Consider the following 24929-nt stretch of genomic DNA (forward strand, 5'->3'; position numbering starts at 1 on the left):
TCTTATGAAGTTAGAACGGTTTGCCGGGAATCCCATTCTTGCGCCGCATCCGGACCATCCCTGGGAGGATTTGGCGGTGTTCAATCCCGCCGCGTATTATGACGCGGAAAAGGGGGAAGTTCTGTTGTTGTACCGCGCCGCGGAATCGCATCCGGATTACAAATGTTACTTCGGGCTGGCGAAAAGCCGGGATGGCTACCACTTTGAGCGCGTTTCCGACCGCCCGGCGATGGACATCAGCCGGGAGGGCTTTGACGGGGCCACGATTCAGGACCCGCGCATCGTCAAGATGGGGGAGTGGTTTTACGTCACTTATGCCTGCCGCCATTTTCCGTTTGGGCAGTTCTGGGTGCCCGGTGGACGCGACCGTTATGTGAAGCCAGACGTGGGCGAGGAGTTTCCGCGTTATTTGCGGCTCAACGCCACGCTGACGGGGCTGGCGATGACCCGGGATTTTCAGCACTGGATCCGGGCGGGCTGGATCACCAACCCGCTGCTGGACGATCGCGATGCCATTCTCTTTCCCGAAAAGGTCAACGGCAAGTTTGTGCTGATGCACCGGCCGCTGGAGTGGGTGGGGCCGGAATACGGCACGGAGCATCCCTGCGCGTGGATTGCGTTCAGCGATGATTTGCTGGGCTTTCCTTTTGTCCGCAGCAGGCTGCTGATTAAAAATAAATATCCCTGGGAGGCGGCCAAGCTGGGCATCAACACCCCGCCCATTCGCACGGCGCATGGATGGTTCACGTTGTATCACGCGGTGGGTCCGGACAAGTTTTACCGGCTGGGCGCTCTGTTGCTGGATTTGGAGGACCCGGGCATCGTGCGGCATCGCACACCGGACTGGCTCATGCAGCCGGAGACGGATTACGAAATCGAGGGGTTTTACCGCGGCGTATGTTTTCCGTGCGGGACGGTGGTGAAGGACGACACGCTGTTCGTGTACTATGGCGCCGGGGACAAATACTGCGCGCTGGCAACCTGTCGGTTCAGCAAGCTGCTGGATTATTTATTGCAATGCCCGGCGTAAATTGAGATTTTCTTCGCAACCACACACAGCGAAGCGCGTATGAGCAATCAGTCCTCCAACAGCCAGTGCGCCCAGGCCGCCGTGGCGCATTTCCAGCAAGGTTATGCCTGCTCGCAGGCCGTGGTGGCGGCGTTTGCGCCCAAACTGGGTTTCAGCATGGAGGCGGTGTTGAAGGCCGCCGCCGGCTTTGGCGGCGGGCTGGGGCGGCAGGCGCAAACGTGCGGGGCAGTGAATGGCGCCTGCATTGTCATTGGGCTGCGTTATGGCTCAACGGACCCGAATGACAAGGACGCCAAGGAATTCACCTACCACACCGTGCGCGAGTTCTGCCGGCAATTCCGCGCCCGCCACAAATCCCTGCAATGCCGCGAACTGCTGGGCTGCGACATCAGCACGCCGGAAGGGCTGGCATTGGCGCGGGACAAAAAACTCTTTGCCACCCAATGCCCCAAGTTTGTGGGAGAGGCAGCGGAAATTCTTGAGCAACTCATCTGACCGCCGGGCCGCACCCCTCTGCTCATGCACTGGCTGGACCTGGTTATTATTGTCCTCTATTTCGCCCTGATGGTGGGGGTGGGGGTCTGGGTTTCCCAAAAAGCGGCGCAAAGCGCGGAGTCCTATTTTCTGGCGGGCAAAAGCCTGCCGTGGTGGATTATTGGCATTGCGCACGGCTCCAGCGGCGTGGACATCACGGGCACGATGTGGTTTGTGACGATGCTCTACGTATATGGCGCCAAGGGCATCTGGCTGTTGTGGATTTGGCCGCTGTTTAACGTCATTTTCCGCATGGTGTACCTGGGGGCGTGGGTGCGGCGCTCGAATGTCCTCACCGGCGCGGAATGGATGCGCACGCGTTTTGGCAAAAACCTCGGCTCGGAGCTGGCCTACCTGAGCGTGGTGTTGTACGCGCTGGTGAGCGTGGTGGGCTTTTTGAGCTATGCCTTTCAGGGCATCGGCAAGTTCGCCAAATCCTTTCTTCCCTGGCCCCTGCCGGCTGAAGTTTATGGCACCCTCATCATGGTGGTGTCCGGGGCGTATTGCATTTTGGGCGGCATGTACAGTGTGGTGTTGAATGACCTCGTTCAGTTTGGGTTGATTCTGCTGGCCGCGGTCATCATTGCGGCAGTGGCCATCGCGGTGACTTCGCCGGAGCAGATTACCGCCGCCGTGCCGGCGGGGTGGGAGGAGCTGTTTTTTGGCTGGCGATTGAACCTGGACTGGAGCGGCCTGGTGCCGCAATTAAACGACAAGATTTACGGCCCGCAGGGAGATGGTTATTCGCTGTATTTTCTGTTCATCGGCATGTTGCTCTTCAAGGGCATCCTGGTGAGCATGGCCGGGCCCACGCCCAATTACGCCATCCAGCACGTGCTCTCCACCCGGAGCCCGCGCGAGGCAGCGCTGGAGAATTTCATGATGGCGATTGTGTCGCTGGCGCCGCGGTTCCTCTTGATTGCCGGCATTGCGGTCATTGGCCTGGTCCATTTCAGTCCGGAGCTGGCCAAAATGGCGGCGGCGGGCCAGAAACTGGATTTCGAGAAAATCCTGCCCGAGGTGGTCAATCAATACCTGCCGGTGGGGGCCAAGGGGCTGGTTCTGGCAGGACTGCTGGCAGCGTTCATGAGCACGTTTGTTTCCACCACCAACTCGGGCGTGGCGTACATTGTCAACGACATTTACAAACGCTACCTCAAACCGGATGCCTCCCAGCAAAAGCTGGTGTGGATGGGCTATTTCTGGTCGCTCATGGTCATTCTGGCGGGCATCGGGTTTGGCTTTCACACAGGCTCCGTGCAAAAGGTGACGGAGTGGGTGGCCAACGCGTTGGTGCCGGCCTTCGTGGCGCCCAACGTGCTGAAATGGCACTGGTGGCGCTTCAATGGCTGGGGTTTTTTTGCCGGCATGGTCAGCGGCACGGCGGCGGCGGTCATCAAATTGTTTGTCCCCCTCAGTCCCACGGTGACCTCGCTGGTCATCATCGGCATCAGCATGATTTTTTCCGTGGGGGTCTGCCTGCTCACCCCGCCGGAGGACAAGGCCGTGCTGAAACGCTTTTATCTCACCGTGCGGCCCTGGGGCTGGTGGCGGCCCATTCATGCGCTGTGCGCGGCGGAGCATCCGCGTCTCCAAGCCAACCGGGATGCGGCGCGGGATTGGTTCAACATTGGCGTGGGCCTGGTCTGGCAGATTGCCATGGTGGCCGCGCCCATTTACCTGGTCATCCGCAACTGGCCGCGCTTTTGGGCGTGTGTCATCGTGTTCGTCGCGACTTCCCTTGTGCTCAAGTTCACCTGGTACGACCGTCTGGAAAAGGAACACGAGATGTACCTGACGGATTACGAGGACAAACCAGCCTCCCCCACCAAGGTCTGAACCAGCTCACGGCGAGGCGTACATGGCGCGGCGGGCTTTCTCGAAGGTGGCGCCGGGAGGCGGCAGGGTTTTAATGGCCGCGTCATAGTTCACAATGTACTGCCACCAATTGTTGAAAAAGCCGCCCGTGATGCCCGGCCGATGCGGCAGGCGGGTCATCCACCAGCGATGATGGGCGGTGATGCCCTTCCAGCCGCCGGTCACCGCGTTGAGCTTTTTCTTCTGGCGGGGCAAATCGGGATAAGTCAGCCAGTCATCGGCATAGGTCCACACTTCGGTCAGGTTGTCCCAGTCATAGTCCCGCAAGGAATTGGGCGCAAAGTGAATGCTGCCCACTTCGGCCTCGCCGGGAAAATCCTTGTCCACCCGCGTGAATTGATTCCAGATATTACTAGGATTGCCCTTGGGGTCCCATCGGCCCTGCCCCAAGGTAAGGGAGAGCACGCTTTCGATGCGATGCCCGTAGCTTTCCAGCATTTCGCCCTCGCCCCGTTCGTAATTCCAGCCCATAATCCACACCGTCTTGCCCACGTCGGGAATGTCATAAGGCCGGTAAAACCACGGATTGTCGGTCTGGTAGGGAATGCGGTCTCCCGGCGTTTTCCAGTGCAATTCATCCCACTGAAAATAAGGCGCGCCCCAGAGCCAGATTTCAGTGGCCTGGTGTTTGGCCAGCAGGGCCGGCAGGTTAAAACGCTCAAAAAGCCACTTGAAACTCGTCATGCCTTTATTGGCTTTTTTGCGGTCTTTTTCCCACATCTCCAGAAAAGTTTCCTCGGTGTAAGTGAACCCGTTGCGGAAGGTGGGGAAGCCGTCGTGATTGATTTTTTCCACGATGCGATACTCCACAAAACCGTGGCTGGTGGTGCGGGCGGCTTCCACCATGGTTTCGGTGAGCTTCCAGGGGTCCGACCACTTGAAACAGGCGTGCAAAGGTTGGTTGCCGCGGGTTCTCAGAATGGGGTCAAAGTTGATGACGATGACGTTGACCACCTGCTGTTTCTGTTGGGCCAGCGCGGCGGCGGTGACGGCGGCGGACAGGGAATGCGTCAACGCGCCCCACATCAAGCTCAGCCAGGCCGCCAGTGTGAGCCATTGCTTGCCGGAAGGGATTTGCATGAGCGAAACCATGCCAGTTTTACCGGCAGATGCAACCTCGGTTGCAAACATACCGGCCGCCGTCTCCCCACTGTGAAAGGCAGAGTGGGCATTCTCCTGCAAAACGGGGCTGGCCATGCTCGCGCAGCGAGTGCTTGGTTTGGCCCCTGGTTATTTGTTATGGTGCGGCCACGGTATGGCACAAGACCCTTCAGCAGCGGAGGCCGGCAGTCCGCCCGCGGGGGCGTGGCAGCCCCTGACCCCGCAGGGCGTCGCGGCCTTTGCGGGGGCAGGTTATGGCCGGACGCTGGCCATGCTGATGGTCTTCGGGCTGGCCATCGGGATGGTGGCCGCATGGTTTGTCCGCAGCGCCTGGTTTCCGCCGGTGGCGCGCGCGGTGACGGCGCTGCCCGCCAGCGGTGAAATTCGCGGCGGCCGGTTGAAGATGGAGCTGGACCAGCCGGTGGCGCTGGCCGGCAACCGCTTTTTATCGCTGGTCATTGACCCCCATCACCGCGGCGAACAAAGCTTGCCGGCGGATGTGCAACTTGAGTTTGGGGTCACCAACCTGCATGTGCGGGGCGTGCTGGGGTATCTGGAAATTCCCTATCCGCCGGAGGTCGTGCTGCCCTTCAACCAGGCAGAGGCCGTGCCGTGGTGGGGAGCGTGGAGCCAGGCGATGGTGGCGCTGGTGTGGGTGGGGGCCACGCTGGGGCTGGTGGTCATTTGGACCTGCCTGGCCCTGGTTTACGTTCCTGTGGCGCGGGTGCTGGCCTGGCTGCGCGGCGCCAGGTTGAGCGTGGGCGCCGCCTGGCGTCTGTGCGCCGCCGCGCTCATGCCCGGCGCGGTCATTATGACGGTGGCCATTGGCGGGTATGGATGGGGGTTGATGGATTTAATCCGGCTGGGGCTGGTGGCCATTTTTCATGTGATGGTGGCCTGGGTCTATGTGCCGCTGGCGGTCTGGTGTTTGCCACGTCAGGCGACCTCGTCGGCCTCACGCGGCAATCCCTTTACCGCCAAACCCTGACGGATGGACTGGGCAAGCCAGATGTCCGGCGAGCGCTGCCCTGGACAAAATGGGCGTGCAGCAGAAAGGTTGCTTGACCTGCCGTGCGCAGCGTTTCTACTAACTGGATATGGATGCCCAAATGAGATGCGCGATGAAGTCCCGGCTTGGTTCAGGTATCTTGCTGGCGACCTTGGGAGCAGGTTGCTTGCTGGGCGCGGAAGCCGCTCCCCGTCCGGCCGCACCCGCCGCCTTTGAACCGGGCAAGGTCTGGCTGGACACGCAGGGCAACCCCATTCGCTCCCATGCGGGCGGCATTCTGGAGCGCGAGGGCGTTTATTATTGGTACGGACAGGAGCGGGCCGGCCGGCCCAGTGGGGTGACGGTGTATCGCTCGCGGGATTTATTGAACTGGGAGCCGCTGGGTCTGGCCCTGCCCCGGGAAGTGTTGCCGGAGGAGGCGCGGGAACGCGGCGTGTGCGAGCGGCCCAAAGTCCTGTGGAATGCGAAAACCCGCCGCTATGTGATGTGGATGCATCTGGACAACCGGCAATACACGTATGCCATGGCGGGGGTGGCGGTGAGCGAGAAACCCGAAGGCCCGTTTGCCTTCCTTGAGGCTTTTCGGCCCGTTCGCTTTGACTTTGGCTATCCCGAAAATGACCGTTGCCGCCAAAAGGAGCTGGGCAACACCTTCCGCGACATGAATCTCTTTTTGGATGACGACGGCCAGGCCTATGTGTTTTACGCCTCGGAAGACAATCGCACCATGTACATCGTGCGGTTGAATGAGGCCTTTACCCGTCCGGCGGAGCCCCTGGTGCAGGGCCGCACTTGGGCGCGCATTCTGGTGGACCAATACCGCGAAGCGCCCGCGCCGTTCAAATATCGCAACAAGTACTACCTCATTACCTCCGGCTGCACGGGATGGAACCCCAACGCCGCAGATTTAAGCGTGGCCAACAGCTTGTTTGGCCCGTGGACCAGCCGCGGCAATCCATGCGTGGGGCCGGAGCGTCATCTCACGTTTCGCGCACAGAGCACTTTTGTGCTGCCCGCGCCGGGCAAGCCCCCCGGTTGCTTCATTTTCATGGCGGACCGCTGGGAACCCAAACGCCTGGAGCAATCCACCCATGTTTGGCTGCCGTTTGTGGTGCGCGAGGATACCCTGTTATTGGAGTTTCGCGAGCGATGGGATTTTTCCATTTATGACGCCCTGCGGGGCGGTCAATAGGTCGCTGGCAAATTGAGTTTTTTCACCGAAAACCATTACTGGGCCGGGCGCCGATGCCAGAAAGCCCTTTATTTCCTGGCACAGGAGGCGCCGGCCACCTCCTTTGCAGTCTGGGATGTGGCAGAACAACGGCGGCTGCTGCGCCTGGCCGCCCCGTTGTTGCCCGGCCCCATCACGGTGATTGCGGGGGACATGGAAACTCGCCTGCGCCAGACGCAGCAATGCCTGAAAGCCGGCCAGGCCATGTTGGAGGCCGTGCTGGCGCACGATGGCTGGCTGGCCGAAGTGGATTACCTGGGGCCGCATCCCCACGGCGGCTGGCAGATTGTTTCGGTGATACCGCAAACGACGATATCGCCCACCGCCCGGCAACGGCTGGCCTACCAGGCGAAGATTGTGAAAGCGGCGGGGGTGGACCTGGTTCAGGTGGGGCTGGTCACCCTCAACCCCATCTATTGCCGCGCACAACGGTTGGACCCCTCCAGTTTGTTCCTGGTCGAGCCGAACAGCCAGGTGGGATTCCATGCCGTCGGCGAGTTGGAGGAGGCCCTGGACGCTTACGCGCAGCTCCTGCGGGCGTCGGCGCCGGCGTCCATTCCGCTGGGCCCTTACTGCGAAGAGGGGGGCGACTGTCCCTTCAAGGCCCGTTGCTGGGCCGGGCAACTGCCGGAGCACAACATCTTTCACTTGTATCAGCTCAGCCGCCAGAAGGCCTTCAAGCTGTATCAGGCGGGTCACGTTTCCCTGCAACTGCTGCCCAAAAACCTGCGCACACGAAATCGCGAGGCGCAGCTTTACGCCGTGCAGACCGGGCGCCCCTATGTGGACCGCCCCGCGTTGCGTGAATTTCTGGGCCGGCTCGAATACCCGCTGCATTGTCTGGACTTCGAGACGGTCAATGCCGCCATTCCCTGGCTGCCCGGGCTGTCGCCGTTCAACATGGTGCCCGTGCAATTTTCCATCACCCACGTCCGAGCGCCGGGGGCTGAGCTGGAGCACGAGGCGTTTGTTTGCACCGGCCAGAGCGATCCCCGGGCGCCCATGCTGGACCGGTTAAAATCCAGCCTGGGCAATCGCGGCAGCATTCTGGCGTACAACGCCGCCTTCGAGCAATCGGTCCTCGAGTCGCTGGTGCGTTGGGATACAGTCAGGCAAAGTTGGTATGACTCCCTGCGTCCACGGTGGGTGGACATGCTCGAGCCGTTCAAGAATTTCTATTGCTACTTCGCCCAACAAAAGGGCAGTTGCTCGTTGAAGGAGGTGCTGCCGGCCGTGACGGGCCGGGGCTATGAGGATTTGGCCATTCGGGACGGTCACCAGGCCACGCAGGCATGGCTTAGGCTCCTTTTTGACCGGCTGTCCGCGGAGGAGGAGGCCAGGGTGCGACAGGATTTGATGGCCTATTGCCGCCGGGACACTGACGCTCTGGCCTGGCTGGTGCAGGCCCTGCGGGCATGGGTGTAAGTCCTGAGATTTTATATTTTTTTCTGGACATCAAGGACTTGGGAAGGCATATAGAGGCCGAAACTCAAGCAGCATGAAGTGGACAAATGACCATGGAAATGTTAATTAAGTGGCCAGTGGTGTGATGGCGGCCGTCCATGGTCAAAACACCTCCTTGTGAGGCCGGTAGCGGGCGTTGATGGCAAACACGGTGTAAAATGCCTGAACAACCTAATACGCAGCCATTTTTTCAGCGAGGCCGGGGCCTGTTTTGCGCCCTCGCTTTGGGCATGGCCGGTTGGGTTGCGGCGCAAACTCCCGTGGGCAATGAGCGCCGGGTAAATCCGCTGGACACCGCAGGCAGCGCGCGAGGGTATCACATCCTCGGTGAGGCGGGGGAACCGGGCAGCGCCGGCGGGATGGGCACCGTTGAACCCAATCCCATCCAGGAAGTGCGGGCCGCTTATGACAGCATGTTCCGCACCATCAACCGCGGCGTGGTCCGCCCCGTGAAGGTCATGGAGGGCGAGGGCACCGTGCGCGTGGCCACCCCGCCTGGCTTCACCTGGGGCGTGCCGCTCGTGGAGTGGGCATTTCGCCCGGAGGACGCCGAAATCAAGATTGGCAATTTCTACCTCGATTTTCGCACGCTTTCAGGGAGCTTGCTGTACTCAGACAACGCTACGCGCTCCGACCCGGCGGTGGAGAGCGGCTTCATCAGCATGATTGGGTGGAGCGTGGCGGCCATGTTCCAGGCCACCGAGCGGCTGCGGTTGGCGGTGGGCATCCAGATGGTGTATCTGCCGTTTGAAAACAAAATCGGGTTCATTGACCCGATGGAAATGTTCGCCTTCAACGCCACGCCGCGCGGCCTGGCCCAGTTGAGCTACACCTTCCCCATTGGCAACTGGGATGTGCATCTATACGACAACTTCAGCGTGTACACGCCCAGTTACATTTGGGGCGGCGCGTTTGATTTGTTCGATACGGATTATAATGCGGCCGACACGGTGGGCCGCTATTCTTACCGCATCATTGACCGGAACATTCAGGAGCGGGCCGACACCTTCAACCGCCTGTTTGATTACTTTGTTTTCCGCAACACCGCCGGCGCCCATGTCAGCCATTTGCTGCCCACCGAGACGCGCTTCTCCGCCGGCGCCGCGCGGTACGACATCTGGTCGGACGGCCTGCCCAACGAGGTGCCGCGCTCGGGTGAGCGTTATTACGCGGCCCTGGACAATGAGCGGGAAAACATGCGCTTCAAGCCGCACATTCACTATGCGGCCACCCATCATGACCGTCAGGATGGTTTCAGCCATACGTTGATGGGCGGCTTCCGGGGGCCGATTACGGATTACCTGAGCCTCCTGGGTGAAGCGGGCTACTATTGGGCGGATAACCAACGGCGGGAGGCGCTGTTGTGGACGCTGGACCTGCAGCATTCCATCTCCCCCACCATGTCGCAGCGCGTTTATTTCCAGCGCAGTGTCACCTGGCCGCTGGAGAGCGTGCGCACCGCCATTGGCTATTTCTTCCGCAAGACCCTGGGACCGGACCTGCGCATGGAGGTGGTGGGCGAGTACAGCGAGTATGACCCGGTGGATTTGCCCAACGTGCCCAAGTACACCGAATGGCAGGCGGGCTTGCGGTTCATGTACAGCATGAGCACCCGGCTGGGGCTGCGCAGCGGGGCGTATTACCGGCTGATGGACAACGGCACCTATGAATGGGACGCGCTGACCCTGCGCAATGAGTTATATTTGCGCGCCACCGAAACGGTGGACGCCATGTTGATGCATCAATACCAGAACACCGCCCTGACGACCGGCCCCAATGGCTGGCAGGAGAATCTGCTGATTCTGACGCTGCGGAAGTCGTTTTGAGGCAAAAATTTACTTTACATTTGCAGGATTTTGGGGTTGCCTGTGCGATGGTCATGCGCTAAAGTTGGAGCCGTCGCTGGCAACGTAAACAACTGAACGAGCTGTTTTTGCGGAACGGAAATCACTAACAAGTCATGAAAGCTACCACGTTATCCATTGTTGGCGCCTTGGCGTTTGCCGGTTGGGTGGGCTCGTTGTCGGTGTTGGGCCAGGACACCGAGAAAATTGACAAGTTCCGCCGGGAACTGGATGAGCGCAACCGGGCCGAAGCGGTCATGCGCAACCTCTCCGGCCGGCAGGGCGAAGCCCAGCGGACCGTGGAGCGGTTGCAACGCAAGAAGGCCGACCTCACCCGCGACATGAATTATTACAAGTCGCGGCTGGAGCGCGCCACCAAAGACGCCGACATGATTTCCAAAATGACGCCCGTGGACAAGGAGCTGCTCGACAGCGTCAAAAAGGACGTCGAGTACTACCAGGGCCGCTACCGCGTGGTGGAAGATGAGTTGACCAAGACCGAAGCCGAGCTGGCTGCCGCCGTCAAGGCGCTCCAGGAAAGCTACCAGGCCTCCCTGAAGGAAAAAATCCTGCTCCCCGGCCAGGTGGTTCAGTTGTTTGTGCTGGAGGACGAAACCTTCAACGGCCTGTATCAAGTGCGCGAAGGCGGTTACCTGGTGCTGCCGCGCGTGGGCCGCGTTTCGGTCATCGGCAAGGATTTTGAAGGGGCGGCGGCCGCCATCAAGGCCGAGCTGGAGAAGACCCAGTTGCGCAACGCCACGGTGATGCTGGAAATTTCCTCAGGCATCTACGGCGAAGAAGAATCCGACGTGATTTACCTGGCCGGCGAGTTTCGCACCACCGGCCCCCTGCGCACCCCCAAGGGCATCCAGCCCACGCTGGTGACCACGATTTTGCGCGCCGGCGGGTTGACGCCCTCGGCGGATTTGACGCGGGTGAAACTGCTCCGCCTCGAAGGCGGCAACGCGCTGGTGGAGGAAGTCAACGTGCAGGCGATTCTGGATGGCAACGGCCTGCAATCAGACCTTGCTCTGGCGCCGGGCGATGTCATCGTGGTGCCGGCTTTCGCGCCCGTGATTTACGTGACCGGCAATGTGCGCAGCCCGGGCGTGCTGCGGCTCAGCCCGGATGAGGAATTGACCGCTTATGCGGCCATTCTGCGCTGCGGCGGCTTCTCCCGTTTTGCCAAACTCAGCGGCGTATATGTGCTGCGGGACCGCGGGGCTGGCGAAAAGGTCAAGATTCCGGTGAACATCAAGCAATTGCAGGCCGGCCAGCGCGCCGATGTCATCCTGCAAGGCAAGGACATCGTGGTGGTGCCGGAAAAATTCTTCAGCTTCTAGCCCCATAATACCTCCCCACGTAGCGGACGCCGCACCTCCCGGCGTCCGCTTTTTTATGGGTTCAGGGCATTCTGCCTGCCTGTGAATCCGGACTCTCGAAGAGGCAGAAGAGCATGCGCCGAATCAAGCAGGGAGAAGCCCAAACTCTGACGGCCGCGGGCCAAACCGGCTTGCCTGCCGCTCAACTTCCCTGCTCATGCCGGTTTGCTGGCAAGCAAACGCTTTCTGGACACAAGGCCGGATTCCACCTCACCCTGCGGCCCAAAGCGCAGCCGTCCGGGCATTATTTACCGGCTGCCGAAGAAACAGTGGCTTTGATTTCCTTGAAACCCGCGACGTCGCTCACCGTCACCTGGCCTGCGGGCCCGCCAATTTGCACGGGCACATGGGCGAGCGGTCCCTGGCGGTTATTTTCGGTGAACTCGATGACCAGAAAGTATTGGCCTGCCGGGACGGGTTTCCCTTCCGCATTGTCGCCTTTCCAGAGCACCCGGTGGGTTTGGTGTTCCGCTACCGTTGCGCCGGTGACGCCATCCACCCGGTCATCACTGCCGCGCGCCTGGTTCCACGTGTGCAGTTTGTTTTGACGTTTCTGGCCCAGGCGCAGGAGGGTTTTGACATAGTTGGTTTGCGCATCCGCCACCCAAACGGCCATCACATGGCGGGGGGCATACTTGCCCTGCACCACACTTTGCGTGGTAAACTCCAGTTTTATCTCCACTGCATCCGCCGCCTTCACCCCCAAAGGGGACAATAATCCCAGCCCGGCAAGCCAGAAGATTTGGATAATCCGCATAAATGGTTAAAAGGCGCCCCTCATGTAACACATAGCGGCACCCGATTCAAGGTGAAGTTGTACAAGAGCAAGCGTCGCGGGATGGGTGCATGGCCCCATGGGACACGGTCCCGCCGGCGTCAGGCACAAAAAAGCCCGGACCCGCGCACGGGTCCGGGCCGTCAAGCCGAAGCTTTTTACACCGCCGGCAATTCCCAGCCTTTGCGGTAATCGCGTTTGACCAGGTGTTCCACCTTGGCGTTGCGCGCGCGGGCGGCCTTGCCGTCCCATTGGATGGGCTTCTTGACCCCATGCCGCAGGGCGATGCAGCCGAGCAGGATGATTTCGGTCAGGTAGGCCGCAATGTCAAAGTTCGAGTAAGCCTTCTTCTTCGGATCGCGCATCATCTCGAACCATTCCCGGTCGTGGCCGGGCGAGCGCGGGATGGTTTGCGGCACCGCCTTGCAAGCCTCGTGGTCACTGCCGGACTTGAACTCCGCTTCGTCCTTGAGCTTGATGTAGAAGCGGGCGCCGTAATCGTCGGGCGAGAAAATCTGGCCCTTGTCGCCCACCAGCAGGCAGCCGCTGCCCGGCAGGCTGCCGCGCAACGCCACAATGTCCTTGGTAAGTTCAGCGGGTGGCCGGAGCGCGGGGGTGTTCTTGTCGCCCGGGTTGCCATCGTACCACCAGAACTTCAGCGGCACCATGTCCTCGCGTTTCGGGAACTCGAAACGGATGCGCGAGGTCTTGGGGAAGGTCTCCGGGAACAACTGCGAGGTTTCCTCGCATTCAATGACCGAAGGATAGCCGAGCTTGAGCGCCCGGAAGGGCATGTTGACCGTGTGGCAGGCCATGTCGCCCAGCGCGCCGGTGCCGAAGTCGTACCAGCCACGCCAGTTGAAGGCGTGATACACGTCGCGCTTGTAAGGACGGAACTGCGCGGGTCCCAGCCACAAATCCCAATCCAGCCAATCCGGCACGGGATCCTCGCCTTCCGGCCGGGGGATGCCCTGCGGCCAGATGGGGCGGTTGGACCATACATGCAGCTCGCGCACGGGGCCGATGACGCCCGCCTGAATGACTTCCACCGCGCGGCGCAACCCGCTTTCGGCGCTGCCTTGGTTGCCCATTTGGGTGGCCAGATTGGGGTTTTTCTGCACCAACTGCCGGACTATCCGGGCCTCGTGCACCGTCTGCACCAGCGGTTTCTGGGTATAGACGTGCTTCTTCATCTTCAGCGCCATGACGGTGGCCAGCCCATGCACATGGTCCGGCGTGGAGATGGTGACCGCATCAATCTCCTTCTCCATCTCCTCCAGCATCTTGCGGAAATCCTTGTACTGCTTGGCGTTCGGGAACTGTTTGGCCTTGGATTCCAGCCGGCGGCGGTCCACGTCACAAATCGCCACGATGTCCCCACCCCATTCCTTGTTGGCGGCGCTGTTGGCGTCGCTGTCCCCCTTGCCGCCCACGCCAATGCAGGCCACCCGGATGCGGCTGTTGACGTTTTGAGCCCGCAAGAAACTGGGCGCCGCCAGCAGGGCGCCGGTGGCCAGGCCGGTGTATTTCAAGAAGTTACGCCGCGACTGGGCAGACGCGGCCCCATAGACTTTGTAAAATTTGCTCATGAGCTTTCAGTTAACTGGTTCAACAGGCTTTTCACAAGCCTAAATTTGGACGCCGACGGGCGGGCATTTCTTCGATGATTCGCCCTGTCGCAACGCGATGCCTCTCCTTAAACTTCAGGGGTTCGTCCGCGGGCGCATCTGCGCTTGAATCAGATTTCTCACCCAGTTCAGCTCAAACTCAGAAACGCCCGCTGCCCGGGTGTTGATGCTGAAAGCCGTCAACCAGGCTTCGCGCCTGGGGCGGTAACCCAGGTCGGCGGCCAGCCGTCCCTCCAAATCGTGCATGTGGCCGGCGCCATAGAAAATGCCCACGCTGGAGGGGGGGCGTTTCTCGGCGAGCAGGCGGCGCACGTCGGTCAGCACGATGTTGTTACGCTCCTGGATGAGGAATTTCATCAGCGCCTGCCACTCTTCGGGCACGTTCAGCGACTCGCTCAGGTCGCCTTCAATGGCGCCCATGGTTTCAATCAACACCACTTTGACGGTGGCCTGCAGGCGGGGGCTGGCGGCGATAAACTGCACCATGGTATGGGCCAGCACGCCCATGAACGAAGTGCCTTCCATAATGCCCATCAAATCATCCATCCCTTCGCTGACGGAGCCGGTGGCGGTTTCCACCGCACCGCACAACCATAGCGGGACCGCGGGCCGCCAGTGAGTCGAGGAAGAGGTGGGCTTTTCACCGCGCAAGACCTTCAGCAACTGCTCGGCCGTCAAGTCACTGTTTTTGAAATGTGGCCGGTCATAGCGGATGGCCTCCAGTTGGAACACCAGCCCCAGGGCGCGAGCCAGGCGTACCTGCAAGGAGGCGGTGTTTTCCTCCCGCAGGTCCGCTGCGCGGGGGGCATCGCCAATGCCTTCATATAAAACCAGGTCACAACGGTCCAGCCTCTCCTGCAGGGCGGTGTAATAATTCGTCTCCCCCAGATGGGTCACCCCCACCAGCATAAGTTTGGGCCAGCGTTTGTGGGGCGGAACCATTTCGCGCACGGCCACTTGCAAAGCCAGGGTGGAATCCGGCTCGCGCTGGACGCGCAAATAAGGCTGGGGCGGCGCGGGCGGATGACGGGCAGCCTGGCGCGAGGCGCATCCGCCGAACATCAGGCCAAGCAGGCATAACAGGCCTCCCGCAGCAAGTTTGGCTGCCCCGCGCAAAACTTGGCCGCTGCTTGGACACATGTTGGCCGCCTGCCTGGCTCCGGAAACCGTTTACCGCTCCAATGCGCGCAACCGGCGGTCCAGCTCGCGCAAGACGCGCTGCATGTCCATCACGGCCCGCTCCAGGCGCTCAGTGCGGTCAGCCATTCCGGGCATGGGCTCATCCATCGGCCCGCCCCCCAGGGGGCCGCGCGGGCGGTCCAGGCCGCCGCGGTCCCCCATGGCCCGCGTTTCGCGGGCCACCAGTTCCGCTATTTCGGGGTATCCCGCGGCGCGCAGGATTTGCACGGCTTCACGCACCATTTGCTGGCGGCGCTCCGGTTCCATCGGCGGACGCGGACGCTCCTCAGCCGGCGCCATGGGAGCCAGGACATCCCGAGGCTCCCGCTCCAGCATCAGGCGCTCTTTCAATTGTTGCCGCTGCCGCTCCAGGCGGTCCGCAGCTTCATGGTCGCCCAACCGCCGCAATTCCTTAATTTCCGTATCCATGCGGCGCAGGCGTTCTTCCATTTCCGCCGCTTCCCGGCGATTGGGAACCGGCCCCCGCCGTTCGGGACGCATTTCAGGCCCGCCTTCACCGGGCGGGGGTACAGGTGGAGGCGTGGGCGGCGTGGGACGCTCGTTTTCTGCCGCGTAGGCACACAAGCTCAGCATCAAGAGGGCCAGACAAGGCCATGGCAATGTGGTTTTCATGGGCGAGGTGATATTTTTACGGGTCCCATTTGTTGAATGGTTCGTCACAAGTTTTTCGGGAACTAACCACAAACCTACTCCTGCGTGTGCTTCAGGTCAATAGCCCGCCGGGGTCAACCACGCCTCAGTCGTCCCTCAGCGGCATGGGAGGAAGAGTCACGCGCCAGCCGTCCGCGGGGGATTCTCTTCCGGTTTCCACCGGACTTCGTAAATGGCCACCGGTTCCTGAAAACCCTTGACCGGCATGGGGGCCAACGGAATGCAGATGGCGGCCAAAGCCGGGTCATCGCGTTTCAAATCCTCATAAGTTCCCTGGCCAATGATGATTTTGCCGTGGCCGGAAATGCCCTCCAAGCGGCTGGCCAGGTTCACCTCCCTGCCAAAAACAGTATAATTAAATAGGTGGTCCTCGGACCCCATCAACCCCACCGTAACCATGCCGGTGTTGATGCCTGAACCCAGCCGCAACAGGGGCAGCAAGGGCAGGGGGGGGAGTTTGGCAGTGACGCGTTTGGCGTTTTCCGCCTGCCGACGCTGGTTTTCCCGCTCTCGCTCCTGATTGAGGCGGTAGATGGCCGATTGCGCGGCAATGGCCGCTCGCACACAGCTCACCGCGTGGCGGGGATTGGGCTGGGGCGCACCCCAGAAGGCCATGACACAGTCGCCCATGTATTTATCCAACGTGCCGCCGTGGTCTTTGATGATGCCGGCGACGGTGGAGAGGTAGAGATTCACCGTGGCCAGCAATTCCTCCGCCCGGGCGTCCATGTATTCATCGGCCGCATGGCCGGTTAACTGATGCTGGCGCACGTATTCCTCGGCCTGCCGCTGCACTTCATCGGTGTACTGGGTAAAGCCGCGCACATCGGCGAAATAGACCGTGACCCGCCGCTGGGCGCCACCCAGCGAAAGATGTTCCGATTCCAGCAGCTCATTCACGATGGAAGGCGCCACCACTTTCGAGAAAATGCCTTTGATGCGGCGTTGTTCCTTTTGCTCAAACACCACCCGGTAGGCCATGGCGGCAAAATGGCAGGACAACAAAGCGCCCAACAGCGGCGTGGCCACCGGCAACACATACAACGCGCGAATAAAAACAAAATAACTCAGGGCCAGGTAACCGGCCAGCGTCGCCATGACCGCCAGCGTGGCCAGCCAGGGGCGCGCCACCCAGGTGAGGATAAACCCCGCAAAGCTCATGAGAATAATAAGGACAATCTCCAAGCCCAGCGGCGCCTCTTTTATTAACTGATGGGTAATCAACTGGCTGGCCAGATTCCAGTGCTTGCTGACCAGAAAAGTTTCCTTGCTGAGGGGCGTGGCGCCAATGTCACTTAGGTTGTTGCCGGTCCCAATGCTTCCCACCACCACCAGCTTGTCTTTGAACAAAGCATTGGTCACCGGTTGCCCCGCCTGCCGGGCGGCATCCATGTCCAGCACCTCCTCCAGGCTGATTTTGGTCAGGCGCGGGTCATTCCAGGTCATGCTCCAGTTCACCAGGAACCGCCGTTTGCCGTCCACTTGCAGGACGCGAGCCGGCCCCTGGGCCGGCCGGAGCACAATCCGCCCCCGGTCTATTTCGGCCTGCGACAAATCCATGCCCAACTCGGTGGCCGCCATGACCAGCCCCAGCATCCAGTAACGGCCCGAGCGATGGGGGCCGGTGTCTTCATGGAAGGCCACCGCCCGGCGGGTGATGCCGTCGGCGTCGGCCTCGCTCATGATGTGCGCCAACCGCACACCGTTGGTGAAGCGGGGATTAGGCAGCAGCGGTTGCCAGACCAGCGCCCCCGTGGCCGGGTCCATCATAGACTCCCCCATCACGGCCAAAACCACCCGGGGCCCGGCTGCGGCCAGCTCCCGGGCAAAAAACTCGTCGCTGCCCAAGACCTGGCCGTTGGGCAGGGTCACGTCGGTGTTGGTATGGCGGGGGTGGGCACTGTCGAAAAGAATATCAAACCCAATCACTTTGGCCCCCTGGGCGGTCAGCTCGCGTACCATCCGCCCGTACAACTGGCGCGGCAGGGGCCAGGAGAAGCCGTAACGTTCATTGATGATTTTAAGGGTTTCATCATCAATGAACACCGCCGCCAAGTTGCTGGCCACCGGCGGCTGGGAACGATAAAGACCACGCATCCGCCAGTCGAAGGCATCTTCCTCAACGGACATCAGAAACCGCCAGTTGGGGAAGAGGGGGCTATTCACCAGCAGGCGCAAGGTAGTGACCACCACCACAATGGACAAGGTGGTAATCAGGGGTACCGGCTTAAGCCATCGCCAGGACACGCCTTCAGTATAGGCGCGGTGGCGCAGGGGGACAAGTCGGAGGTGTGACGAAAGTCCAAAAGCGCGGGGACGGCGGGAGTTTTGACGCCAGCCCGGCCTTGGACGGCAACCGTCTGCTCATCTGCTCAGATCAAAGTATATTATATTGCATTGGCAGTCGTTGACCAGACGAGGATGCCGGCTGGTTGATTTGGTTGGACAACCCCCTCTGTTTGCCCTAAAATGGCACCCGTCCAATGAAACTGTTGGTGCTCAATGGCCCAAACCTGAACCTGCTGGGAACCCGTGAACCGGCGGTTTATGGCAGTCTTACCTTGGCCGAGGTTGAACGGTTGGTCAGGGAACAAGCCGCCCGGCATGGAGCCAACGTGGATTTTCGCCAGTCCAATCATGAGGGTGAACTGGTGACTTGGGTCCAGGAGGCCCGGGGGAAGTTTGATGTCATCCTGCTCAATGCCGGGGCCTATACCCATACCAGTGTCGCTTTGCGGGATGCCATCGTGGCGGCAGGGGTGCCTACCATAGAAATCCACCTTTCCAACATTCATGCCCGGGAGGAATTCAGGCATCGCTCCCTGCTGGCGCCGGTGTGTGTGGGCCAAATCAGCGGTTTTGGGGCCAATTCCTATGTTTTGGCGGTGGAAGCCGCCGTTAAGGTTAAAGTAAAAAGCTAAAAAAGGCCTTGTTTACGCCTTAATTTTTGCCCCTAAAACCTTGTTTTTTAGCTTAAAATGACCTTCCCGAGGCCATTTTTGGGTAATTTTAGCCAATTTTGGCTTAATTTTTTCGTTATTGACGGGCAAGCCCCTTCTGGCATAATTCCACCCGGTTTGTGACAATTGCGAAAGCAGTTCCGAAAACTTCGGAAGCTGCTTTTTTGCTAAATGTGAATGAATCTGCATCGTTTCATGCAGCGGATTTGGCGGAATAACCCCTTCAAAAGGAGGTTTCTGTGGACTTAAAAGACATCAAGGCCATCATTGACCTGATGAAAAAGAACTCGATTAGCGAGTTCGAGCTGGAAAAAGGGCAGGAGTTCAAAATCCGGCTCAAACGGGCAACCGGCCCAGGCGGAGGGGCCGTTGGTGATGAGGGGGCCATACCCGCTTATGTGCCGGTGGTGGCCAGCTCGGCACCAGTACCTGCCAGTCCGGTCGCTGCTCCCCAAGCAGCACAGGTCACGGCAGTGAATGAGGTGGAAATCAAATCGCCCATGATTGGCACCTTCTACCGCGCTCCCTCGCCGGAATCCGCACCGTATGTGGAGGTGGGGACCGAAGTGAACCCGGATACCGTGGTGTGCATCATCGAGGCCATGAAGGTGATGAATGAGATTAAGGCCGAGATGCGCGGGGTGATTACGGCGGTACTGGTGGACAATGCCAAACCGGTGGAGTTCGGCCAGCCGCTTTTCAAGGTGCGCCCGCTTTAAGGCCGAGTAGTTTTGCTCAAGTTGTTATCAGCCAACAACTTACACCTGATTATTCTGCATGTTTGAAAAAATCCTCATCGCCAACCGCGGGGAGATTGCTGTACGCATCATTCGCGCCTGCCGGGAACTGAATATCAAAACGGTGGCCGTGTATTCCCAAGCCGATGCCAACAGCATTCACGTGCAACTGGCGGATGAGGCCATTTGCATTGGCAAAGGCCCAGCCTCCGAGAGCTACCTGCGCATCGAACGCCTGATTTCCGCGGCGGAAATTGCCGATGTGGACGCCATCCACCCCGGCTACGGCTTTTTATCGGAAAACGCGCATTTTGCCGATGTCTGCGAGAGCTGCAATATTCGCTTCATCGGCCCCAATCCGCGCGCCTTGGAAGCGCTCAAAGACAAGGCCACCAGCCGGGTGCTGGCCAAAAAGGCCGGCGTGCCCGTCCCGCCCGGCTCGGAGGGAAATGTGGAGACTGAGCAGGAGGCCATTCAGGTGGCCCAAAAGATTGGCTATCCGGTGCTAATCAAGGCCATTGCCGGTGGGGGCGGGCGGGGCATGCGGCTGGTGCACAATGACATGAGCTTGGTCAAAGGCTTCCACACCGCCCGCACGGAGGCCGAAAAGGCTTTCGGCAACTCCGGGGTGTACATTGAGAAGTTCATCGAAAACCCCCGGCACATTGAGTTTCAAATCCTGGGCGATTCACGGGGCAACATCATCCATTTGGGCGAGCGCGACTGCTCCATCCAGCGGCGTAATCAGAAAATCATCGAGGAAACGCCCTCCCCCTTCATTGAGCACAAGCACAAGGATTTGCGTAAAAAGATGGGCAAGGCCGCCATTAAAATTGCCGAGGCCGCCCATTACACCAATGCCGGGACGGTGGAGTTTGTGGTGGACGATGCCGGCAACTTTTACTTCCTCGAAATGAACAAGCGCATCCAGGTGGAACATCCCATCACCGAGGAAGTCACGGGGGTGGACCTGGTGAAGCAGCAGATTTTGCTGGCGATGGGCGAGCCGCTGAAGCTCTCGGATGTGACCTTCAAGGGGCACGCCATCGAATGCCGGATTAATGCCGAGGACCCCTTCGATGATTTCCGGCCCAGCCCGGGACGGATTGAGATGTATTACCCACCGGGCGGGCGGGGAGTGCGGCTGGACAGCCATGTCTATGCCGGCTATACCATCCCCCCCTACTACGACTCGATGATCGGCAAGCTCATCACTTACGGCAAAGACCGCCGGGAAGCTTTGGACCGCATGAGCCGGGCCTTGGGCGAGTACATGATTACCGGCATCAAGACCACCATCCCCTTCGAGCAGGCCATTTTGCAGGACCCGAACTTCCGCCGCGGGGTGTACACCACCGCCTTTGTGGACCAGCTCCTGGGCAGCGCCCGCCGCGAATTATACGAGGAAAAATCCTGAGCAGGGCCTCGCCTGTGCCCGTGAAAGCAATTGCGGAATGCCGGCTGTACGGGTTTGTGGACACCGCCTACCTGCATGGGCGCCACCCGGCGGAAGTGGCCCGCCAGCTCTGCCGCGGAGGCTGTGACATCCTCCAACTGCGCGCTAAAAACACCCCCCTGCCCGTCATCCGCCGGATGGCGGAGGAAATCCTGCCGGTAACCCGCGATTTTGGCGTGCTGCTGGTCATCAATGATTACCCCCAAATGGCCTTGGAGGTCGGAGCACCCTGCTGCCATCTGGGGCAGGAGGATTTTTTTGACGCCGGCCATCGGCAGGTCAGCGAATTAGTCCCGCCGGGGGCTTCCCTCCAAGTTGGCCTCAGCACCCATGCTCCCGAGCAGGCGCAGCGCGCCCTGGCCGCCGGGCCGGCCTACATCGCCATTGGGCCGGTTTTTGCCACCGGCACCAAGCCCACCGCCCGGCCGGTAACGTTGGACTACGTGCGCTGGGCTGCGGCGCATGTGCCCATACCGTGGTTTGCCATTGGTGGCATCACCCTGGACAATGTGGCCCAGGTGGTGGCCGCCGGGGCAAGGCGGATTTGTGTGGTTTCCGCCATTTTGAATGCTCCAGATATCCCCGAAGCCTGCCGGGCTTTTCGCCGCGCGTTGGAGTCTGCCTCAAGGACTGCTCCCCCACAGGCGTGAAAACCAGGGCAGGTTGCGCCAGAGCATGTAGGCCAGCAACACCCCCAGCAACACCCAGAGGGTCCACGGCCGCCGGAAAGGCGTGGGCCATTCGCGCCCGAAAACCGTGCGCATGATTTCCCGCAGCACGACATAGCCCAGCAACGGAGACAGCAATACGAGCATGGGATTCAACCGGAAGGCCGCCCCCACCTCCCCATGCAAAAGCGCATGCGCCGCCCGCAACCCGCCACATCCCGGACATTGCAGGCCGGTGGTTTGATAGAGAAAGCATTTGGGATAGAATCGCCCCTGGGCCGGGTCCACCCAATACAACACCGCCAATCCACCGAATACCAGGAGGAGGGAAATGGCGGCCCAAAGAGTGGGACGTTTTACCAGCGGAGGAGGAGCGGTGGGTGAAGACGGGGAGCCGGCCGCCGGCCCGTCGGAGGGCAGGAGTAGCGGTGGTGGTTCAACGGACGACATGCGCGAAGGTGCTGGACAGGATGGCAGCCACGGAGGCCACCAAAGATTCCAATAAACTTAAAATGCCCAAGGTCAGTCCCACCATGGCCAGGGTCTGGCTGTGCGAATCGCGCTCCCGCGAGGCTTGGGCCAGGCCCAAGGTGGATAATAAAATGGCCAGGATATTGACGGGGCAGGCACAACAACAAAGACAAGACCCCAGAAGCGAGAGCAGGCCCAAAATAAACCCCCACAAAGCCAGGTTGTTGGCTTGGCGAGGCCCCGCCGCCGCCACCGAGAGGGCGGGGGGCGGCGGAGTCAGCTCCGAGAAGGTATGCAGGGGACGCCAAGCGGCTTCTGGCAGGCATTGGACCAGGGATTGATGATGCAGGCGCCCTTGGGCCAGCCATTGCCGGACCTCTGCTGCGCTTGCCGGGCCGTATTCCCGGCCATCGCCACCCAAGACTTTATACATGACGCCGCCTGGTTAATTATCCACTCCCAAGATTCCACCAATTATACGAATTGCGCAAGCTTGGGTGCACCTGAACGGTTGAGGCCCACCCTGCCGACGGGAGAAGGTGGAGGTCAGGTGAATGGGCCAAGCCGGTTAGGATTGAAATGCCCTTTTGACCTCCGGCTTCATCAAGACCGTCAGGCCCCAAATGCCAATGGGCAGGCCAACCAGGCAACAGCAACTGTTGCAGCAGGGAATCATGTTGAGGATGAGCATCGCCATGGCCAAGCTGTAACTTTTGAGTTTCCGCATCTGAATGCCAGCCACGATGGTGGCGATGCCCAGGAGCACCCCAATCAGGGCGAAAACCACGCCCAGCGTGCCCGACATCATTTGAATGACTTTATCCATGTTAGGGTCGCCGGTGCTCTGGGTGACGGGCATGGCCAGCCCCAGCAGGTTGCCCAGCAAACCAAAAAGATTGCTGGCCACCACCAAGGCGCCGATGACGATCAAACCCACCGCGGGTCCAGCCACCATCTCCGCAACATTGATGACCGGGGCGGCGGGCACTGCCAAAGACGGGGCCACACCCAAGCCTCCGACTTCCTGCAAGGTCGGGGCAAATTCCGGAAATTCCCGCAAGGGCTTCCAGTCGGCCATGCCTGGGCCTTGGGCCAGGGTATCGCCGTTGGCGCGACGCTCGCGAATCCACCCTTGCAATTCGATGAGGCTGACCGGGCCGTACTGGTTGCCGTCGGCTCCTATGATTTTATACATAAATGGATGGCGGATGATTTGATGTTAACTGCCCTTAACGCCGACATTCTAAACTGCTTCGAGAGAATTGGCAATCAACGTTTGCGGGAAGTCACAGCAAGTGCCCCACTCACCTACCAGCGCCCGGTCCTCTCCCAAGGGACAGGGTTGGGGTGAGGTCCAGAGAGGGACAACTCCCACAGCCTCCCCGCAGAACTGGGTTATATTCAGCTTGTGAGGCGCTCAAGACCCTCAGGCCACGGAGGGCACAATGTAGGGCGCGCGGTAATTGCGCGTGAGCATCTGGTTGGCGGCCTGGTTGCCGAGGAAGGTTTCGCTGCGCGGGTCCATGCGCAACGGCACCCCCAAGGTGAGTTGGTCTTTGGTGATGTCCACATTATTGGCCGCCAGGTGCGCCGCCATGCGGTCAAAGGCTTCCTGAAAACCTTTGTCGGCCTTGATGGCTTCGCGGATTTCCTCGGGTTTTTTCTTCACGCCCAGCCGATAGGAGATGTTGCCAGTATGGCAAAGGGCGCTGGAAAGATGACCCTCGAGGATGTCCGCGTGCAGGTCTTCATGTTTGCGGCTGCGCACCGCCTTCAGGAAATTGGCGTAGTGATTGTTGTCGCCGGTGTCACTCCAGCGTTTGATTTCCTTGCCGTCTTTGTCATAGGCAATGGCGCTGCGGTAGTTGGGCACGGTGACGTAACCGTTTTCGCATTCGATGATGGCCGCCACGCTGCCGCCTTTGAACACGTCCATCTGGTTGCCGCCCGCCTTGGCGGGCAGGCCGCGTACTTCAAAAATCAGCGGGGCTTTGGCATAGCCCTGGAAAACAATCTGGGTGTTGGCGGTTTCCCCGTCATCAATGTACCCGAGCCGGCCGCCCACGCTCAGGACGTAGGGAGCCAGTTCCATTTCGCCGAGGAACCAGCGGCAAATGTCCATCTGGTGGATGCCCTGGTTACCGAGGTCACCGTTGCCGGTGTTCCAGACCCAGTGCCAGTCATAATGCAGGCGTTTGCGCATCAACGGCAGTTTTTCCGCCGGGCCGCACCAGAGGTCATAATCAATGTTGGCGGGAATGGGCTGGGGACCGTCCACCTTGCCGATGCTGTCACGCCGCTTGTAGCACAAGCCGCGGGCGATGACGATTTTGCCCAGGTTGCCCGCCTTGACCCATTCCACCGCGGCCAGGATGCCTTCGCGGCTGCTGCGGCTCTGGGTGCCGGTCTGCACAATTTTTTTGTACTTGCGGGCGGCCAGCACGATTTGGCGGCCCTCCCAGACATTATGGGAGACGGGCTTTTCCAGATACACATCCTTGCCGGCCTGGACGGCCCAAATAGCGCCCAGGGCGTGCCAATGGTTGGGGGTGGCAATGGAGACCACATCCACATTTTTGCTTTCCAGCAACTTGCGGATGTCGGTGTAGGTTTCAATTTCCCTGCCCTGCTGGCGTTGTTTTTCGGCGGCGCCTTCCAGGATTTTGGTGTCACAATCACACAAGGCCGTCAGGCGCACGCCCTGCTGGCCGGAGAAGCCGCGGATGTGATCACCGCCGCGCCCGCCAAAGCCGACCACGGCCACGCGGATGTCGGAATTGGAGCCGGCCACTTGCGCCCAGGAGCGCGCGCTCAGGCTGGTGGCGGCGGCAACCACGGCGGTGGTTTTGAGGAATTGACGACGGGAGGTGTAGCGAGTGTGTTTCATAAAGCGCAGAAAGAGAATGCGGG

23 protein-coding genes are annotated in these 24929 nt (G+C 60.5%); 12 read left to right on the top strand and 11 right to left on the bottom strand.

Annotated features, from left to right (window positions below; all coding sequences use genetic code 11):
• The first annotated feature begins 4 nt into the window (after positions 1 to 4).
• Genes NXS98_RS11600 through NXS98_RS11610 form a run of 3 tightly spaced genes read left to right on the top strand, consistent with a single transcriptional unit; the run spans position 5 to position 3403 of the window.
• The gene (locus tag NXS98_RS11600) at positions 5 to 1030 is read left to right on the top strand and encodes a glycoside hydrolase family 130 protein (RefSeq protein ID WP_283845147.1); all 1026 of its coding nucleotides are present in this window, start codon (positions 5 to 7) and stop codon (positions 1028 to 1030) included.
• A 39-nt stretch (positions 1031 to 1069) separates the two neighbouring features.
• Positions 1070 to 1525, top strand: coding sequence for a C-GCAxxG-C-C family protein (locus tag NXS98_RS11605; protein WP_283845149.1), 456 nt, complete (start codon positions 1070 to 1072; stop codon positions 1523 to 1525).
• A 24-nt stretch (positions 1526 to 1549) separates the two neighbouring features.
• Positions 1550 to 3403, top strand: coding sequence for a sodium:solute symporter family protein (locus NXS98_RS11610; protein ID WP_283845150.1), 1854 nt, complete (start codon positions 1550 to 1552; stop codon positions 3401 to 3403).
• 6 nt (positions 3404 to 3409) lie between these two features.
• Here the strand turns inward: NXS98_RS11610 and NXS98_RS11615 are convergent, their stop codons facing one another.
• Positions 3410 to 4522: a hypothetical protein gene (locus tag NXS98_RS11615; RefSeq protein WP_283845151.1), complete on the bottom strand. Its 1113-nt coding sequence runs from the start codon at positions 4520 to 4522 to the stop codon at positions 3410 to 3412.
• Positions 4523 to 4697: 175 nt separating this feature from the next.
• Between NXS98_RS11615 and NXS98_RS11620 the strand changes: the two genes are divergently transcribed.
• From NXS98_RS11620 to NXS98_RS11640, 5 genes are all read left to right on the top strand, one after another.
• A complete protein-coding gene (locus NXS98_RS11620; protein ID WP_283845152.1) occupies positions 4698 to 5531 on the top strand; it encodes a hypothetical protein in 834 nt (277 codons plus the stop codon).
• Between the two features lie 160 nt (positions 5532 to 5691).
• Positions 5692 to 6744 (top strand): glycoside hydrolase family 43 protein, encoded by a 1053-nt coding sequence (locus NXS98_RS11625; RefSeq protein ID WP_283845153.1) that lies wholly within the window; start codon positions 5692 to 5694, stop codon positions 6742 to 6744.
• Between the two features lie 12 nt (positions 6745 to 6756).
• Positions 6757 to 8208 carry a DUF2779 domain-containing protein gene (locus NXS98_RS11630; protein ID WP_283845154.1) on the top strand — a complete coding sequence of 484 codons (1452 nt, stop codon included), beginning with the start codon at positions 6757 to 6759 and terminating at the stop codon, positions 8206 to 8208.
• Between the two features lie 269 nt (positions 8209 to 8477).
• A complete protein-coding gene (locus NXS98_RS11635) occupies positions 8478 to 10073 on the top strand; it encodes a hypothetical protein (protein WP_283845156.1) in 1596 nt (531 codons plus the stop codon).
• Between the two features lie 134 nt (positions 10074 to 10207).
• Positions 10208 to 11434 (top strand): SLBB domain-containing protein, encoded by a 1227-nt coding sequence (locus NXS98_RS11640; protein ID WP_283845158.1) that lies wholly within the window; start codon positions 10208 to 10210, stop codon positions 11432 to 11434.
• A gap of 283 nt (positions 11435 to 11717) precedes the next feature.
• Here NXS98_RS11640 and NXS98_RS11645 read toward each other — a convergent pair whose 3' ends face one another.
• From NXS98_RS11645 to NXS98_RS11665, 5 genes are all read right to left on the bottom strand, one after another.
• Positions 11718 to 12230: a DUF2271 domain-containing protein gene (locus NXS98_RS11645; protein WP_283845159.1), complete on the bottom strand. Its 513-nt coding sequence runs from the start codon at positions 12228 to 12230 to the stop codon at positions 11718 to 11720.
• A 176-nt stretch (positions 12231 to 12406) separates the two neighbouring features.
• Positions 12407 to 13837 carry a Gfo/Idh/MocA family protein gene (locus tag NXS98_RS11650; RefSeq protein WP_283845160.1) on the bottom strand — a complete coding sequence of 477 codons (1431 nt, stop codon included), beginning with the start codon at positions 13835 to 13837 and terminating at the stop codon, positions 12407 to 12409.
• Between the two features lie 114 nt (positions 13838 to 13951).
• Complete coding sequence (locus tag NXS98_RS11655) at positions 13952 to 14938, bottom strand: hypothetical protein (RefSeq protein WP_283845161.1); 987 nt, start codon at positions 14936 to 14938, stop codon at positions 13952 to 13954.
• A 108-nt stretch (positions 14939 to 15046) separates the two neighbouring features.
• Positions 15047 to 15688: an RTFC family protein gene (locus NXS98_RS11660; RefSeq protein WP_283845162.1), complete on the bottom strand. Its 642-nt coding sequence runs from the start codon at positions 15686 to 15688 to the stop codon at positions 15047 to 15049.
• Positions 15689 to 15844: 156 nt separating this feature from the next.
• Entirely contained in the window at positions 15845 to 17974 is a 2130-nt protein-coding gene (locus NXS98_RS11665) for a CHASE2 domain-containing protein (RefSeq protein ID WP_283845163.1), read from the bottom strand.
• Between the two features lie 236 nt (positions 17975 to 18210).
• Here NXS98_RS11665 and aroQ point away from each other — a divergent pair, with 236 nt between their 5' ends.
• Positions 18211 to 18648 (top strand): type II 3-dehydroquinate dehydratase, encoded by a 438-nt coding sequence (gene aroQ / locus NXS98_RS11670; protein WP_283845166.1) that lies wholly within the window; start codon positions 18211 to 18213, stop codon positions 18646 to 18648.
• Between the two features lie 12 nt (positions 18649 to 18660).
• Here the strand turns inward: aroQ and NXS98_RS11675 are convergent, their stop codons facing one another.
• On the bottom strand, positions 18661 to 18876 hold the full coding sequence (locus tag NXS98_RS11675; protein WP_283845167.1) for a hypothetical protein: 216 nt from the start codon (positions 18874 to 18876) through the stop codon (positions 18661 to 18663).
• Positions 18877 to 18926: 50 nt separating this feature from the next.
• Here NXS98_RS11675 and accB point away from each other — a divergent pair, with 50 nt between their 5' ends.
• Genes accB through thiE form a run of 3 tightly spaced genes read left to right on the top strand, consistent with a single transcriptional unit; the run spans position 18927 to position 21530 of the window.
• On the top strand, positions 18927 to 19406 hold the full coding sequence (accB, locus tag NXS98_RS11680; RefSeq protein WP_283845168.1) for an acetyl-CoA carboxylase biotin carboxyl carrier protein: 480 nt from the start codon (positions 18927 to 18929) through the stop codon (positions 19404 to 19406).
• Between the two features lie 58 nt (positions 19407 to 19464).
• Positions 19465 to 20841, top strand: a complete 1377-nt coding sequence (gene accC, locus NXS98_RS11685; protein WP_283845170.1) for an acetyl-CoA carboxylase biotin carboxylase subunit — start codon at positions 19465 to 19467, stop codon at positions 20839 to 20841.
• A 20-nt stretch (positions 20842 to 20861) separates the two neighbouring features.
• Positions 20862 to 21530, top strand: a complete 669-nt coding sequence (thiE, locus tag NXS98_RS11690) for a thiamine phosphate synthase (protein WP_283845172.1) — start codon at positions 20862 to 20864, stop codon at positions 21528 to 21530.
• Here the strand turns inward: thiE and NXS98_RS11695 are convergent.
• The 4 genes from NXS98_RS11695 to NXS98_RS11710 form a co-directional block, all read right to left on the bottom strand.
• Entirely contained in the window at positions 21504 to 21998 is a 495-nt protein-coding gene (locus NXS98_RS11695) for a DUF2752 domain-containing protein (protein WP_283845173.1), read from the bottom strand. The two genes, thiE and NXS98_RS11695, sit on opposite strands and share 27 nt — an antisense overlap.
• Positions 21985 to 22452: a GYF domain-containing protein gene (locus NXS98_RS11700; RefSeq protein WP_283845174.1), complete on the bottom strand. Its 468-nt coding sequence runs from the start codon at positions 22450 to 22452 to the stop codon at positions 21985 to 21987. Before NXS98_RS11700 ends, NXS98_RS11695 begins: the two co-directional genes overlap by 14 nt.
• A gap of 135 nt (positions 22453 to 22587) precedes the next feature.
• Positions 22588 to 23214 carry a DUF4339 domain-containing protein gene (locus NXS98_RS11705; RefSeq protein WP_283845175.1) on the bottom strand — a complete coding sequence of 209 codons (627 nt, stop codon included), beginning with the start codon at positions 23212 to 23214 and terminating at the stop codon, positions 22588 to 22590.
• 231 nt (positions 23215 to 23445) lie between these two features.
• Positions 23446 to 24906 carry a Gfo/Idh/MocA family oxidoreductase gene (locus tag NXS98_RS11710; protein WP_283845176.1) on the bottom strand — a complete coding sequence of 487 codons (1461 nt, stop codon included), beginning with the start codon at positions 24904 to 24906 and terminating at the stop codon, positions 23446 to 23448.
• Positions 24907 to 24929 lie beyond the last annotated feature (23 nt).

Source organism: Fontisphaera persica, from assembly GCF_024832785.1.
Taxonomy (GTDB): domain Bacteria; phylum Verrucomicrobiota; class Verrucomicrobiia; order Limisphaerales; family Fontisphaeraceae; genus Fontisphaera; species Fontisphaera persica.